The sequence below is a fragment of the Niameybacter massiliensis genome (assembly GCF_001282685.1).
In the GTDB taxonomy this organism is placed as follows: Bacteria; Bacillota; Clostridia; order Lachnospirales; family Cellulosilyticaceae; genus Holtiella; species Holtiella tumoricola.
Map to the genome: position 1 here is coordinate 149663 of NZ_LN875035.1, position 14798 is coordinate 164460.

Here is a 14798-nt window from a genome sequence, read left to right on the forward strand (position 1 = left end):
GCGTGTTATTTGTTTAACTTGCCCAATAAGCAATTTTCCTTTTAGCTAAACGGTATAGTTTGCAACGAATTTATAGATATTTGCATTTCTGATTTCTAAAGAAAAAGCTTTGAAAACAATTTATTTATCTTGTTTTTGATCATTTTAATTTTGTGAAAATTTCACTCTATACATTTGTTTTCACTTTCGGTATAACTATGCTATAAGCTTCATTCGACGCCCAATATAAAAGTACAGCCTAAAAGGTTATTCTAGATAAATCCTTTAACTGTACCACTAAGAATAGCTTTTGAAACTTTTAGTCTTCCCCCTACTAAGAGTGGATGAACTTATTTTTAGGTCCTCCTCTATAAAGTGGTGGCAACTTCATAGAGTGGGGTATTATCGCTTTTACTTCAAATAGCCTGTTTAACCTTCTGATACACATTACTTTATCTTAATCGGATCGACCAACCTAACAACTGGTGGTGATAACTATATTGATAGCGCTTTCACCTAAGGAACCTTATGAAGGGATATCCTTTTAATGTAGACCCATGTGATTCGGTTTATTAAACAATGCTATTTATCCTTTGCCACAACAAAACAAGCCAGCCTAAGTTCTACCTCTGTTTCATCAGGGGGAAGGTAGATTTAGGTTGGCTTGTTTTGCATATATAATCTAGTAAATGTGAGTTGCATCTTTGGGTAATTGGTGAACATGTTCTAAATGCTTATAACTGGCATCTGCTTCGGCTTGATTATAACGATAGCCAAGTCTATCAGCCACTTCCTTTGCAACTTCATCAAAAAGTTTGCACATGATAAAGGTGGCTTGCCACATCTGTTCTAAATCTGCAGGAGCATACGTTGCTAAAAAGCGATTATAGGTTTCTTGATCAAGATAACGATTCATATATTTTGCAGATTTCCCAACACTACATGAAAAGTCTGTATCAAGCCCTATCTTCCAAGAAAGGACACTCACGAGCTGAGGTCTAATACATGCATTCACCATATCCATAACATAGGGGATTTCTTCACGCCAAAGCCCTTTGGTCACATTATTTAGGCACCACCAAAACTCATTACACACCCCTAGAAATTCATAAAGTGTTGGTCTTTGTACATGATAATTTTCATCTGTTGACGGAGGTATCATAGGTAAGACAGACTGTTTATCTAATAGAATCATACAGAGTGTATCTGCTAAGAGATCTTTTTTAGCATACGCTACTCGGGAGACATGTAAATCTAATCGGTTGCCATCTGCAAATTGAATAAGCCAACCATATGTATCTTCTAAGTTACAATCCTCTCCACGAAGCACATCACTTTTTTCTGGCATTTGCATATAGAGTCTTTCACCAAAATGGTCAATCCAAGTTTCATCCTCATAAAATGGTTTTGTTTCTGAGACCACATAGACAATATCATAGTCTTGAAAAATATCTTTGGGAACATTGGAATTAGTCCTAGAACCATTCATATAGACGGCATGAATACGTGGATCTTGTTTTGCAATCCCTATAATCAAATCAAACATTTCTTGTTCTGTTCTCATATTTATTTTCCTCCCTCTCTTTATCTAATAAAGCCTGAAAATGCTTTAAGATATCTGTTCGCTCTTCTTCTACATAATAAAAATGTCCAGACTCCTTGAGTGTAGCTATTTGAACATTTTTCATGCCCTTAAAATACTTTAACGACCTCATACTTACAAATTCATCCTGCTCAGATTGGAAGATAAAAATAGGCAACTTTAACTGACTCACTAACTGTCTTGTTGTATAAGCTATACGAAAGAGCTCCACATATCTTGGCAACCATGTAACATAATAAAGTAACGGTTGACGCTCTATGCTACATGCCTTTTTAGCTGCCACAGCTAGTGTATCTTCAGCTTTAACCAAGTCGAGTGCCACTTTTAAACTATTGATCATGCCCTGATACTTTAGTCTGATACATAAGGGGATAGCCAGTAAAAAAAGTGCTTTAATGGATTGAGGATAGTGCATCGCACATTCTATCGCTAACAACGTCCCCATAGAATGCCCTACTAAAATAATATGTTTATAGTTTTCTTCTAAGCCTTCTACAGTCTTAAATACATGCTGTTTCCATTCTTTTAAGCTACTTTTAGCAAAGTCCTTACCTGTTGCACCATGCCCAGGCAACAAAAGATTAACGGTATCTACTTTATCCTTTGCTTTTTCTATAAAATCTTCAAATTGGTTGGGACCTTCAATAATACCATGAACAAATACAACAACAGTATCTGACTTTTTTAAGTTAATAGGATCAATCATCATCTTCAAATGCTCCTTGATGTCTTTTAAAAAACTGATAATAGGTTTGAACATTTTCAAGTTCTGTCCATTTTTTTATGGTTACAGGGTCTGCATCTAAATCATAGATTTTTGCCCCTTGTATAGCTAATAGAAAAGGTGAGTGGGTTGAGATAATAAACTGACAATCAAAATATCTAGCAGATTCTTCAATAAACTTTACTAACTCAAGTTGTCTTTGAGGAGATAGACTGTTTTCGGGTTCATCTAGAATATAAAGCCCACCTTCTTCAATCTTTTCTAAAAAATATTTATAAGCACTTTCACCATTGGAATACTCACGAATGTTATTCATAAGATTAGTGCGCACATATTTAGATTGGGTCTTGCTACGGGATTCATTGACTTTTTTGAGTTCATCATAATCTTCTAGAGAACGAAACTTAAAGTTCGCATGCTTAAAATCTAAATACTCTTTGAATAAGTCCTCTCGTTTCTCATCAATGCCTTCATTAAGGGTACGAATATTAAGCATATAGTCAAAAACATCATCGCTTGTGATAATCTTACTTCTACTAGGAATCTCTTGGGCAATTTCTAAATCACACAAGTCTAAATAGTCTTGATAGAAATTAGATCGATTGTATAAAGATTCTCGTGAAATGCGTAGCTTTTCAGCGATAACGTTTAATGCCGTTGATTTACCTGAGCCATTACCACCATAAAGAATGGTTATAGGTTCAAAATCTATCTGTTCAAAATGATGCTTAGATAAGATTTTAAAGGGATAGAAGGTATCATAGCACTTTCTTTTAATTAATATAATAAAATCAAATTCTTTGTCATCATTTGGAAATTTAAAGCTTTCTAAATAAATCATTTTGTCACCTTTATCTGTTCTAAATTTAGTTTTTCCATTCAGATTTTAAAATGCCATAGAGATACGTATCAAGCCATAGAGGGTTACCCATGGCATCTTGCTTAAAATAGATGTTTTGTTTCAAGTGTCCCTCTCGTCTCATATGTAACTTTTCTAAAAGCTTCCATGAAGCATGGTTATCCGGATTGCACATAGCAATGATTCTTCTGGCGCCAAGTTCTGTAAAAGCATAATCAACCAGGGCACGGGTACTTTCTATGGCATACCCTTGTCCTTGATACTTTCGATTAAAAACATATCCAAGCTCCCACGTATCCAACTCACTTTGGTCTAAATAGAGATTACCTATTAACTTATCGTTTTCTTTTAAACATACAGCATAAAAACTCTTATGCTGAGCTCTTTTTGACGCCTCTTCTTTTGCTTCTTCTTCAAAGAAGATATCATATGGTTCAAACTTTACAACCTCTGGATCTGATAAATAGTCATAAAGGTCTTTCCAATCCTCTTTTCGAAATCGACGGATATATACTCTTTCTAAAATCATCGGTTCCATTTCACCTCTCCTTACCTTGTGCTCTCTTTTAATATACTGTATAATCAATGCCCCGGTAAAAATTATGTTCACTATTAATAAACTTATAAGTAAAGAGCCAATTATAGACTCACCTGAGTCAAATTGGCTCCCTTTCTATCTATTCCTCTAAACTCCCTACATGATAGAGTTCTTTAAAATAATCATTATCTGCTAAGAGCTCATTAAAGTGCCCTTCACCTACTACAGTACCCATATGAAAGGCTAAAATACGATCAAAGTCTTTAATGGCATTTAAGCGATGTGCGATTGTTATCACGGTACAAGGTGCCGCCACTTCAAGTACTGCCTTCATAACATGTTCTTCTGTTAGATTATCCATTGCTGAAGTTGCTTCATCTAAAATAATAACCTTTGAGTCTTGAAACCAAATACGTGCCAGTGCTAAGCGCTGCCTTTCGCCACCAGATAGAGTGATTCCCCTTTCACCTAATTTCGTTTCTAACCCATGGCTTAACTTAGTAAACCACTCTTCAAGGCATACATGCTTTAAGACAGCTACAATCTCCTTATCAGCAATTTGCTTATCAAAGATTAGATTTTCTCTGAGTGTCCCATCAAATATAGGACTTTCCTGTGGGATATAAAGGATCTGCTTATAATAGTCCTCCAAGCATATCTTGCCTAATGCTTGACCATCTATTTGAATTTCACCACAAGTAGGCTTGAGTAAGCCAATCAATAACTTCACTAAGGTGGATTTACCAGAGCCACTTCCCCCGACAAAGGCTATTTTTTCCCCTGCTTGAATGGCAAGCGATAAGTTCTTAAAAATCATTTGCTTACTGTATGCAAAATCTATCTGGCAAATATTGAATGCTCCTTGTAAGCTTTGTAGGGGCTCACCTATCTGTAATTGTTTATCTTCTTTTGCATCTAGAAAATGTGTATATCTTTTAAAAGCCGATTGGTCCAATTTATATTGTACAAACAGTACATTAAAAATGGCTATAGGGGTATAGGCATGGTCAACCAAAGTAATAAGGGCAATAACTGCTCCAATGGTAAGGCTTTTGGTGAACCAAGCATAAAGAATAATCCCTATTTTGATTAAGGTAACCAATAATGCAAATAACGTAAAAAATGCTTCATGAATTAAACTCATTTTAATTTTTGAATCCACAATTTGTGTCTTTGCATGATTTGCATGAGCGATTTCAGCTTTAAACTTTCTATGTAGTCTAAAGGTTACCATTTCCATAAAACCACGTGTTAGGAAATGGGTCATTTGCTCTTCATTATTCAATATTTTTTCTTTTAAGTGATATAAAGAACGCAGCAGTATATTAGTAATCCCAAATACAAGAATATAACCTGCCAATACAGCATAAGCAATAGAGGTGTTTAATCTCCAAATAAATAACATACTAAAACCTATAGAAGGTAGTAGCTTCCTTGCCATTTCAAAATAAAAATCAAATAAGATTCGCTTACCTGCACCAGAACCACTTTCAATTTTTTGTAAAAGCTCCCCTGTTCCTAGTGATTGATAAGTTTGATAATCAATACAACTCACCTTTTTTAAGGCCTGTACCTTTAAATCTAAATAGATACCATTTTCTAATTTTCTACCAGGATATTCATCAAGGTAGTTTCCTATACAAATGAGGAGCAAAACACTCCCATACATGATAATGAACCTAAATGTCAAAGTACCTGCTGTAAAATGGTCAATCAGTTGCTGATAGTAATTGGCACTTAAATTAGTCAAAAAGGCTAATACAATACCTACTACAATATAGATTCCTATCCATACTTTATTTTTCTTAACAATTTCTTTTAAATACATCATATCTGTACTCCTTTAGTTTTGAGTTAATCGGAATTTGTACAGTTATGACTGCTAGCACATTTCATTTTCATCTCAGTACAATCTGCTAACAGATTACATACACTGTACTGAGTTGTTATCTCGTTGATGTCTCAAAAGAGCTCACCCCTTTATATAAACTATAATCAAATTATAAAATACTTTTAAACATAAAGAAATACCCTTGAACCAAATCAAGGGTATTTTTATTATTGATCTTCTCTTAATAAGTATGAATTATTGTCTTGGTCTTTAAAGCTAAACATACTTCCATAAGGCATCTTCATTAAATCGCCTACTTCTACACCCTTTGCTTTCATCTCTTCATAGCTTTTTTCAATATTTTGGGTACTTAAAATGACATTTGGATGAAGTACATTGGCTTCTTTATTTTGAGCTAACATTAACCCTTTTTCATAAAGTACAAAAGTTGTCTCGCAACCTTCTTTAGGTGCTACTTCTAACCAAGTCATATGAGGTCCCATTGGTTGTACAAAAGTGACTACAAAACCTAGTTTTTCACACCAAAATTTCTTTGCTTCTGCTTGATTTTCTACATATATTGTTATTTTACCGATTTTATTAATCATAAGTTGCCTCCTCTTTAGATGTCTTATCCTAACTATTATATCCCAAATGGATATTTTTACAAATGAATCTTACAAAATCGCAAGAAATAAATTCACCCTTCTGTAAGATTTATTTTCTAAAATAAGCTTATACTAAGATGGACTTGATGACATGACAAACAGCGATGAGGGATGAAAATGAAGAGACGTAAAAAGAGAAAATTAAAGAAGAAAGTACTTAGAACATTATTGACTACAGGTATTATAACCCTTATATCCTTTGGTTTTATACAAAATCAATTAGCAAGGCAACCTGTAGTTGCTCAAAATGTAAAAAAGGATATTAAGATGGATCATATATTAGCCAATGAGACTCTATATCCTAGTGCGCTAGTCGAACTGGCATTAACAAAACCGGAAACAAGAACATTTGTTTATAATTATTTAGAAAAGAAAGATTTACCAAAGAAGGATCTAACACTAAAAAATTATACAAAAGGCACCTTTCCTCTCTTTATACAGTGGGATGAAAGATGGGGATATGATCAATATGGTGATAACTATATGGCGATCAATGGATGTGGACCCACTACTTTAGCAATGGCTATTGTAGGCCTTACAGGAAATACGGATGTAAATCCTAAAATGGTAGCAGATTTTAGTGTTCAAAATGGTTACTATGTCAATAATGTAGGCACCAGTTGGACATTGATGTCAGAAGGTGCTCAGGCATTTGGTCTAAATAGCAAAGAGGTTCCTCTTAGTGAATCTAAGATCCTATCGCTTCTAAGGGAGGGGCAACCCATTATTGCCTCTATGGGACCAGGAACCTTTACTGCAAGTGGTCACTTCATACTCCTTACAGGTATTACTGAGGACAACAAAATTATTGTCAATGATTCTGACAGTAAAGTACGAAGTGAAATGACTTGGGACATAGATGTATTTATGAAAGAAACTAAAAATCTTTGGACATTTTACATATAAGTGTCATCTTACTTAAAAAGGCTACCGATCCTTCGATGTAGAGGATAGATAGTCTTTTTAAATAGCCTTTTATTGTTCAGGAAGATTAATTTGAATCTGTACGTCATTAATTCTATTATCTTTAATTTGTAAAATCTGATAGCTTATTTCATTTAGTTTGAGTTCTTGATGTGTCTCGTTAGGAAGCTCACCCAACTGAGAGATTAAATAACCACTCAATGTATCGTAGGCACCTATAGGAAGTTGAAGCCCCAATATTTGATTAAGTTGTTTGATGGTAATAGAGCCTTTTACTTTAAAGAGATGCTCATCTATTTGTTGAATCTTCACCTCTTCTATATCATACTCATCTTGGATTTCACCCATAATCTCTTCAATTAAATCCTCCATTGTGACAATACCAGAAATCCTTCCATATTCATTAATCAAAATAGCCATATGTTTTTTCTTTGCATTTAAACTTTTGAAGAGTTCATTTGCCTTTTTCGTTTCAGGTACACAATAGGCATCGTGTAGGAGCTTTGTCAGTTCAAGATTATCAAAACCTATTGTTTTGGCTTCAGCAATGATATCCTTTATATTCAGAATGCCTATAATATGATCTATACTTCCTTTATAGACAGGTACTCTAGAATAATTTTGCTGAACGACTTGCTCTAAGATTACTTGTATCTTTTCATCACTATTGATCATAAAGGTCTCTTTTATAGGTGTCATGAGTTCCTTGGCTGTTTTATTATTAAATTCAAAAATACTATTAATCATTTGATGTGCATCATCCTCAATACATCCTGCTTGGCTGGACTGATATATGAGCGTTCTAATTTCTTCTTGCGAAATTTTCTTTACCGTATCTTCAGGATTCATACCTAGTATCCTTAAAATAATATGAGTGGAACCTGAGAGTATCTTATTAAAAGGTTTTGCAATAATAGACACAATGTAAAGTAAAACCGCTGAGACTAGAGCAATATCATCAGCTTTTTTTAGCGCAATCCTTTTTGGCACCAATTCACCAAAGACTAAGGTGATATAAGATAAGATGAGCGTGATACCAATCATAGATAGTTCTTGCCTATAAGGGATATGATAGGTGGCTAAAAATTTTGAAAGGTGTCCAGCGATCCCTGTTGCTGCAGAAGCACTTGAAAAGAAACTTGCGAGCGTAACACCCACTTGAATGGTTGATAAAAAGTTACTGGGTTCATGGATTAACTTTTCAAGTAACTTTGCTTTTATATTGCCTTGTTCACTGAGTTGTTTCATTTTTCCTTTGTCTGCTGTAACAATCGCCATTTCCGCTGAGGCAAAAAAAGCATTACTTCCTGTTAAAACAAAGATGATAACTAATGGGAGTATGATATTAGATGAACTAGATAGCATTTTGTGTATGCCTTCTTTCTTATTCAAATAGTGGTCATACCCTATCATATTAAAAAGAGCTATTAAATGACGCTAAATTCTATAAGATTTTTGTATTGTAAAAAGTATCTACATAATAACAGTAGTTGGGTTTTAGCACGCTTTATTGCATAAGCTCTTTAAATTAACGCTTTAAAGTGTGAAACGCTTCTATAAATAAAGACCTGTAAAGGTCATACAGTAATATACTGATCACCTTTACAGATCTTGGAGAATTTCACTTTTCTTTTCTTCATATTCTTCGGTTGTAATAAGATTGTGTTGATAAAGGTGCTTGAGTTGTTCAAGTCTTTTTTCAATGCTTTGATCGTTTTGTTCCACTTCATGTGTTTCTTCAATTTCAATACTATGGGTTGCAATACCTTTTTCTGAAAATGCATTCATAGCATTTGTAGCAGTAATCACCCCTGCAATAATTGTCCAAAAGATACCAAAGGCACCGAAGGTTGGAATAGCAATAAATACACCTATGCCACAAAATACTAAGCCGACGATAAAGCCCATGATGGATTGTTCTTTACTCGGTTTAATGTTAACCCGTTTTTTCATATTTAGCCTCCTCTATATAAGTGTGTTTGCTTATGCTTTATATGTTCTCATTTTCCTTTGTTGTTTCATCCTCTACCAGCTCAACTTGAATTTCGAATTGACCAATCTTAGGTGATAACCAATTGTATCCTAAGCCAAAGAGTACAGCTATCCCTCCATATAATATAGGCCCTAAGATCATCACCGTCATACAATATAGCAACATACTTGAATCCATAGGTGATACAACTAGCATAAGCACACTTAATATAAGTAATGGTAAAAAGCTCAGTGCTATAATGCCTAAAAATAAATATTTTAGACTAATTTTTTTCACTTTTATTTTTTTCATTTTTTCCCCCATCTATTTATTCATTTAACCTTCTTACAAATAGTATACAGTAGTTTAATTTTATTTTCAATATTCTTACTTTTACTACATTACTATAGATAGATATAAAAAAAGAGTCCCTATGATTTATAGGACTCTTTTTTATTGTGAAATTTTTATAAGCTTAGCATAAGATCGTGAAATAAGTGTAAGATTTTGATCTTGAGGCACCGTTAGGATACTCCCTTGTTCCATCTCTACTAATCCACCTTCTTGCTCAACTTCTACTTCACCTTCTAAAACCACATAAACAGCTTCTTGATCTAAGCAAAACTCAGCTACACTTCCTCTAATCTCTAGCATATTACATTTTAAATGTTGTAAGGGTTGTGATTCACTAAGTTTTTTATCGTAAACAACCGTAAATGGTGAGCAATCATTGATACGATCTTGTTCTGTTACTTGCATCTCATAGTTAAATATATTGTTCATGATTATATACTCCTCTTAGGCATAGACTTGATGTCCGTATTCACTATAATGATCAATCATTTCTTTGAGTTTGTTCTTATCTTTATAGACAATTTGTTGCCCTTTTTTCTGTATAATATTTTGGCTTTTAAGTTCTTGCATAATACGTGCAATGGTCACCATATGAACCCCTAAGTATTTTGCTATTTCATTATATCTAAAGTATTTGTCTAATACATATTCACCTTGTTCTAGCTTTGCTAATTGGAGGAGCATTTTACATACTCTGATATTCGTATGTTCATGGTTTGCACTTTGAAAATGGTAAAGCACATCTGAATAGTGTTTAGACATTGCTCTTGCAATCATAAATCCTACTTTGGGGTCTTGGTCAACAAGTTCATTAATCACTTTATGAGGAATCTTATAAACCACGCACGTTGTTTTCGTCACAAAGTAAGTTTCCTCATTCTTAGAATATCTGTCTTCACCTAATCCATAGCAAATAACGCCTAATAATGAGTCCTCTTGAAGATAGTTATAAATAATCTCTTCTCCTGTCTTACTCTTACGTACTAATGCACACAAACCTTCTTGGAGGTAGTAAATATAATCTCTGTTATCATCAATTTTTGAAAGGCTTACCCCTTTTGGTAAAACTTCTCTCATTCCTGCATTACATAATGCTTCTTTATAAGATGTTTCAATCATCATATTTCTACTACTCCTTCGTTATATTTTTAACATATGTATTTTGAATACATCTAAATGTATCTCTTAATGATGTTAAGTATAGCGTAAGGGATGGTAAAAGAAAAATAATAATTTTTAATACTATCATTAAAAAAATTAATGATTAATGAATAGCTAAAACATAAACTTGACAAGGATTCCATTCATCCCAAAGAGTTGGAAAACATTCAAATTCCTTAAAGCCAATATGCTTATAAAAATGAGCTGTTTGGTCATATACATCATAACAGCCCTCTTTAACCGTTTTAACCTGCATATAGGAATAGCCTTGTTGCTTAGCATAGTTATAGCACACATCAAATAAATTCTTACCTATTTGTTGTCTATGAAAGGCTTTTAATATTCCCATAACATAGAGTTCTACAGTATGTGGACTTGTTTCTTTTAGTACAATAAATCCTTTCATATCCTGGTCTTCAATATCAGCCCAAAAGGGTAGCTCTTTGCTATACTGTACATATTCTTCTATACTTTCTGGTAACCCAAACCACTCGGTTAAATCGGCTAATACTTGTCTTGTTATTTGCTCTTTTTGTACGGGATCTTCTATCATACGTATCATAGTACTTTACCTCTATATCTCATTTTTCTTTAAACAATCTTTCTCTTTAACTGTGAAAAATTAAAAGCGTCGCCATAAGTCTCATCATCCTATTCGGCTAAAGGACAAGCAGGTATGTATTTTATAGGACATCTAAGAAAGATTTTTATTAAAACAAATAATTCTATTTGCTTCAATAAACCCTAGTTTTACATGAAATTTAAGACTTTCCTCATTTTCTAGTTCACAGTCACTTGCAAATTCACTACATCCTTTTTCTGCAGCCCATTTCTCACAACTTGCTAAAAGTGCTTTAGCATAGCCTTTTCTTCTTGCTTCTTCTTTAATAAATAGACCTTCTAAATAACCCACAGGGCTTGTACTTGTCCCTTCAACATAGTCGTGTCGTAATTGACACTGAGCAAAGCCAACAGCTACATCTTCTTCAAAATAGAGAAATAGACTTGCTGTAGGAGAACTTATGTAGGTACCCATTTCTTCTTGTAGATCTTCTACACTATGATGTGGCCATAAGCATTGTGCCAATACAGCTACGGTGTAGCTCTCGTTCATCGTCGCTTTTTTAATCATCTTTTGTATATCCTTTCTCAATCACTTAAGATAAAATTTCGTATTTCAACTTGCTCCCATTCTTCCTGCTCTGTAGGATCAATATCTGTATATAATATAATATTACCCGCTTGATCTATGACAGCTTTGAACTCAAAGTTCATTTCTTTTGTTGCTAAGTACTCATCATAGAGTTGTTGATAGTACTTGTCACCTCTAGCTTTTGCTTCTTTTATATAGCCTACTGTATCGGGATCTTTGTCATAATTTTTGTAGAGTATTTGATACCAAAAGTTAGCTTCTGTCTGCCCATTGTCTTCATGCTCTACATAGTTAATGATATCAAAGGTTAATAACTCATAATAATTAGCAAAAACTTGTTTGCACTTTTCTTCTAAATAGTCAGCTATACGTACTTGATGGGATGCTTCTACTTTATCAGTTATAGCTATTTCCTCTATAGGTTCTGCTACTTCCATTACGTTTTGTTCCCCTTTAGGTTGTCTATCCACCTCTTGTATAACCTGTGATTTACAACCGCTTAATCCTATTGCTAACATCACTATTCCTACGAATGTTTTACAACCTTGATATCTCATGAACATCTCTCCACAGCTTAAACTCCATTTCACCCTTATTATAGTAGCTTTACCCTTGTCCCTATTCTCATTTTTTAGCATGTTCTTCTAGTTTAACGTATTTAATGTATTTTGAAACTCTATTTAATAGAATATTAACAAAAATCACCCGATTTAGCAATTTAGACTAAATCGGGTGATCTCATTAAAGTGTAATAAGCCCTTTATCTTTCATAGCTTGTACAGACATCATAATCCCTAAATAAGCATGATAATCTGTAAGGCCTCCTTGGAAGAATACTGTATAAGGTGGCTTAATCGGTGCATCTGCACTCAGTTCAATAGATGCACCTTGAACGAAAGCACCTGCAGCCATAATAACAGGGGCATCATATCCTGGCATATCCCATGGTTCTGGTACAACGTAGCTATCTACTGGCGCACCCTTTTGGATTCCTTGACAGAAAGTAATAACATTTTCTGGTGTACGCATGTTAATCGCTTGAATAATATCATTACGTCTTTCAGTTGAAGTTGGCATCACTTCAAAACCTAATTTTTCATAAAGTGCCGCTGCAAAAACAGCACCTTTTAAAGCACTTGATACCACTTGTGGTGCCATAAAAAGACCTTGGAGTACAGGTTGATTAAGGCCAAGTGTAGCCCCAACTTCCTTACCAAGTCCAGGTGCTGTAAGACGCATTGCAGCATTTTCAACGTATTGCTCTTTCCCTACAATGTAGCCACCGATTGGTGCAAGCCCACCGCCTGGATTTTTGATTAGGGAACCTACACAAAGGTCTGCACCTACTTCTGTTGGTTCGATAGTATCTACAAATTCACCATAACAGTTATCAACCATACAAATAATGTCTTCACGAATCCCTTTAATAAAGGCAATAAGCTCTCCAATTTGCTCAACAGAGAAAGTTGGACGATAGCTATAACCTTTTGAACGTTGGATGGTTACCATCTTAGTTTTTGGTGTAATGGCTTCACGAATAGCATCATAATCAAAAGAGAAATCTTCTTTTAAGTCTACTTGTTTGTATGTAATGCCATATTCAGCAAGACTTCCATTTGTTTCACGAATGCCAATAACGCCTTCAAGCGTATCATAAGGTTTGCCCACAGGTGATAACAGCTCATCTCCTGGACGTAAGTTACCAAATAAAGCAACCGTTAAAGCATGTGTGCCTGACATAAGTTGTGGTCTTACAAGTCCAGACTCTGTTTTAAAGATATCTGCATAAATACTTTCTACAACTTCACGGCCTAAATCGTTATACCCATAACCTGTTGTTGCTGCAAAGTGTACATCACTTAATCTATTTTTTTGCATTGCTGCTAAAACTTTTGCTCCATTTTGATGCATACGTGCATCAATACCTTCTAAAACAGGTGCAATCTCACTTTTTGTGGCTTCACAAAATGTTTGCACATCCTGATCAATTTTAAAAAGTTCATATAATGTATTCATAATGACTCCTTTGTCTCGTGTTATCTGCAATACTTTTAATTATAACCATTTCGACAATATATGCAAGGATATACTAGGATTTAGACTTTTTTCAAGATCTGAATGCCCATTTCATATACCTTCTGAGTACTTAGGTCAAATGGCCATTCTAAGACTATATCTTGTACCAGTTCTAATACACCTGCTTCTTGATAATGCTGAATATCTTGCATACATTGCATGGCACCTTGTATACTGCCTACCCGATCTACACGCTTTTGTTCAATACCTATAATTAAGCATGATTTTGTCATTGCAAAAAGCAAGTCATTGAGCTTTTCAACAGCCAATGTGTTCATCTCACCAATTTTTTTACGAACCAGAGGTTCATCTAGCTCAAGGGTTTCAAGTATAATCCCCCAAATCCATTCCAGCATATTTAAAAGTTGACTATGGACACCTACGGCAACAACCACATCATATTGCCCAGTTTCTAATGGACTACTTAGATTTGCTAACTGTGGTTCTAATTGAAGCAAAAGTTTAAGAACAACTTCTGCTAGATGATGGACATTGGTAGCTTTTCCATACTTTTTTGCTTCTGCAATCAATGTATCTGCATACTGTCGGTACGTGGTATCGGATATACCAACAAAATCTATTTTTAAAGTATCTACATAAGATTCAGTTTCTAAACCATATTGTTTTTTGGCCTCTAGCATACTGTTTTCATCCTTATCTAGCAATGTAATATGCTGAAAATGCTCTTTAAGTAAAACTAAATCCAAATCGTTGCATCTTCCTGCACCACAAATAGCCAGGCTTTGTCCTGGCTTGGTATGCTCTATAATAAACTTAGTTATTTGTGAACGATAAGTTTGCCATTCACTAAAGGCATGTTCTATCACTTGTAGCTGTAATAATTGATCATATAAATTCATGTCTTACTCCTAAAATTTTTTACCCATGTTATTCACTCCATTATACAAGACTTTTTAGCAAGTGGCTAATCATTTAATGATATCTTTTGATTGAAA

17 protein-coding genes are annotated in these 14798 nt (G+C 34.3%); 1 reads left to right on the forward strand and 16 read right to left on the reverse strand.

Features of this window, described 5'->3' with window-relative positions; genetic code table 11:
* Positions 1–661: 661 nt before the first annotated feature.
* The 6 genes from BN2390_RS06315 to BN2390_RS06340 all read right to left on the reverse strand — a co-directional run bounded on the left by BN2390_RS06315 (position 662) and on the right by BN2390_RS06340 (position 6142).
* Entirely contained in the window at positions 662–1543 is an 882-nt protein-coding gene (locus BN2390_RS06315; protein ID WP_053983514.1) for an aminoglycoside 6-adenylyltransferase, read from the reverse strand.
* On the reverse strand, positions 1518–2291 hold the full coding sequence (locus BN2390_RS06320) for an alpha/beta hydrolase (RefSeq protein WP_053983515.1): 774 nt from the start codon (positions 2289–2291) through the stop codon (positions 1518–1520). Before BN2390_RS06320 ends, BN2390_RS06315 begins: the two co-directional genes overlap by 26 nt.
* Positions 2281–3147, reverse strand: a complete 867-nt coding sequence (locus BN2390_RS06325; protein ID WP_053983516.1) for an AAA family ATPase — start codon at positions 3145–3147, stop codon at positions 2281–2283. Before BN2390_RS06325 ends, BN2390_RS06320 begins: the two co-directional genes overlap by 11 nt.
* 25 nt (positions 3148–3172) lie before the next feature.
* The gene (locus tag BN2390_RS06330; RefSeq protein WP_082238640.1) at positions 3173–3703 is read right to left on the reverse strand and encodes a GNAT family N-acetyltransferase; all 531 of its coding nucleotides are present in this window, start codon (positions 3701–3703) and stop codon (positions 3173–3175) included.
* Between the two features lie 139 nt (positions 3704–3842).
* Positions 3843–5534, reverse strand: coding sequence for an ABC transporter ATP-binding protein (locus BN2390_RS06335; protein ID WP_053983517.1), 1692 nt, complete (start codon positions 5532–5534; stop codon positions 3843–3845).
* Between the two features lie 227 nt (positions 5535–5761).
* A complete protein-coding gene (locus BN2390_RS06340; protein ID WP_053983518.1) occupies positions 5762–6142 on the reverse strand; it encodes a VOC family protein in 381 nt (126 codons plus the stop codon).
* 177 nt (positions 6143–6319) lie between these two features.
* Here BN2390_RS06340 and BN2390_RS06345 point away from each other — a divergent pair, with 177 nt between their 5' ends.
* Positions 6320–7108, forward strand: coding sequence for a C39 family peptidase (locus BN2390_RS06345; RefSeq protein ID WP_053983519.1), 789 nt, complete (start codon positions 6320–6322; stop codon positions 7106–7108).
* Between the two features lie 69 nt (positions 7109–7177).
* Here BN2390_RS06345 and BN2390_RS06350 read toward each other — a convergent pair whose 3' ends face one another.
* The 10 genes from BN2390_RS06350 to BN2390_RS06395 form a co-directional block, all read right to left on the reverse strand.
* Complete coding sequence (locus tag BN2390_RS06350) at positions 7178–8539, reverse strand: hemolysin family protein (RefSeq protein ID WP_242847649.1); 1362 nt, start codon at positions 8537–8539, stop codon at positions 7178–7180.
* Between the two features lie 189 nt (positions 8540–8728).
* Positions 8729–9079 (reverse strand): SHOCT domain-containing protein, encoded by a 351-nt coding sequence (locus BN2390_RS06355; protein ID WP_053983521.1) that lies wholly within the window; start codon positions 9077–9079, stop codon positions 8729–8731.
* 37 nt (positions 9080–9116) lie between these two features.
* The gene (locus BN2390_RS06360; protein ID WP_053983522.1) at positions 9117–9410 is read right to left on the reverse strand and encodes a hypothetical protein; all 294 of its coding nucleotides are present in this window, start codon (positions 9408–9410) and stop codon (positions 9117–9119) included.
* A 141-nt stretch (positions 9411–9551) separates the two neighbouring features.
* The gene (locus BN2390_RS06365; protein ID WP_053983523.1) at positions 9552–9881 is read right to left on the reverse strand and encodes a hypothetical protein; all 330 of its coding nucleotides are present in this window, start codon (positions 9879–9881) and stop codon (positions 9552–9554) included.
* Positions 9882–9896: 15 nt separating this feature from the next.
* The gene (locus BN2390_RS06370; protein ID WP_053983524.1) at positions 9897–10574 is read right to left on the reverse strand and encodes a Crp/Fnr family transcriptional regulator; all 678 of its coding nucleotides are present in this window, start codon (positions 10572–10574) and stop codon (positions 9897–9899) included.
* Between the two features lie 142 nt (positions 10575–10716).
* The gene (locus BN2390_RS06375; protein ID WP_053983525.1) at positions 10717–11175 is read right to left on the reverse strand and encodes a GNAT family N-acetyltransferase; all 459 of its coding nucleotides are present in this window, start codon (positions 11173–11175) and stop codon (positions 10717–10719) included.
* Positions 11176–11307: 132 nt separating this feature from the next.
* Complete coding sequence (gene aac(6'), locus BN2390_RS06380; protein WP_053983526.1) at positions 11308–11745, reverse strand: aminoglycoside 6'-N-acetyltransferase; 438 nt, start codon at positions 11743–11745, stop codon at positions 11308–11310.
* A 17-nt stretch (positions 11746–11762) separates the two neighbouring features.
* Positions 11763–12323 carry a hypothetical protein gene (locus BN2390_RS06385; protein ID WP_053983527.1) on the reverse strand — a complete coding sequence of 187 codons (561 nt, stop codon included), beginning with the start codon at positions 12321–12323 and terminating at the stop codon, positions 11763–11765.
* A 184-nt stretch (positions 12324–12507) separates the two neighbouring features.
* On the reverse strand, positions 12508–13782 hold the full coding sequence (locus tag BN2390_RS06390; protein ID WP_053983528.1) for a methionine gamma-lyase family protein: 1275 nt from the start codon (positions 13780–13782) through the stop codon (positions 12508–12510).
* Between the two features lie 80 nt (positions 13783–13862).
* On the reverse strand, positions 13863–14702 hold the full coding sequence (locus BN2390_RS06395) for a hypothetical protein (RefSeq protein ID WP_053983529.1): 840 nt from the start codon (positions 14700–14702) through the stop codon (positions 13863–13865).
* Positions 14703–14798 lie beyond the last annotated feature (96 nt).

Coding starts and splice junctions, on each gene's coding strand:
- BN2390_RS06315 (WP_053983514.1), bottom strand. CDS start 1,543: ATGAGAACAGAACAAGAAATGTTTGATTTGATTATAGGGATTGCAAAA.
- BN2390_RS06320 (WP_053983515.1), bottom strand. CDS start 2,291: ATGATGATTGATCCTATTAACTTAAAAAAGTCAGATACTGTTGTTGTA.
- BN2390_RS06325 (WP_053983516.1), bottom strand. CDS start 3,147: ATGATTTATTTAGAAAGCTTTAAATTTCCAAATGATGACAAAGAATTT.
- BN2390_RS06330 (WP_082238640.1), bottom strand. CDS start 3,703: ATGGAACCGATGATTTTAGAAAGAGTATATATCCGTCGATTTCGAAAA.
- BN2390_RS06335 (WP_053983517.1), bottom strand. CDS start 5,534: ATGATGTATTTAAAAGAAATTGTTAAGAAAAATAAAGTATGGATAGGA.
- BN2390_RS06340 (WP_053983518.1), bottom strand. CDS start 6,142: ATGATTAATAAAATCGGTAAAATAACAATATATGTAGAAAATCAAGCA.
- BN2390_RS06345 (WP_053983519.1), top strand. CDS start 6,320: ATGAAGAGACGTAAAAAGAGAAAATTAAAGAAGAAAGTACTTAGAACA.
- BN2390_RS06350 (WP_242847649.1), bottom strand. CDS start 8,539: ATGATAGGGTATGACCACTATTTGAATAAGAAAGAAGGCATACACAAA.
- BN2390_RS06355 (WP_053983521.1), bottom strand. CDS start 9,079: ATGAAAAAACGGGTTAACATTAAACCGAGTAAAGAACAATCCATCATG.
- BN2390_RS06360 (WP_053983522.1), bottom strand. CDS start 9,410: ATGAAAAAAATAAAAGTGAAAAAAATTAGTCTAAAATATTTATTTTTA.
- BN2390_RS06365 (WP_053983523.1), bottom strand. CDS start 9,881: ATGAACAATATATTTAACTATGAGATGCAAGTAACAGAACAAGATCGT.
- BN2390_RS06370 (WP_053983524.1), bottom strand. CDS start 10,574: ATGATGATTGAAACATCTTATAAAGAAGCATTATGTAATGCAGGAATG.
- BN2390_RS06375 (WP_053983525.1), bottom strand. CDS start 11,175: ATGATACGTATGATAGAAGATCCCGTACAAAAAGAGCAAATAACAAGA.
- BN2390_RS06385 (WP_053983527.1), bottom strand. CDS start 12,323: ATGAGATATCAAGGTTGTAAAACATTCGTAGGAATAGTGATGTTAGCA.
- BN2390_RS06390 (WP_053983528.1), bottom strand. CDS start 13,782: ATGAATACATTATATGAACTTTTTAAAATTGATCAGGATGTGCAAACA.
- BN2390_RS06395 (WP_053983529.1), bottom strand. CDS start 14,702: ATGAATTTATATGATCAATTATTACAGCTACAAGTGATAGAACATGCC.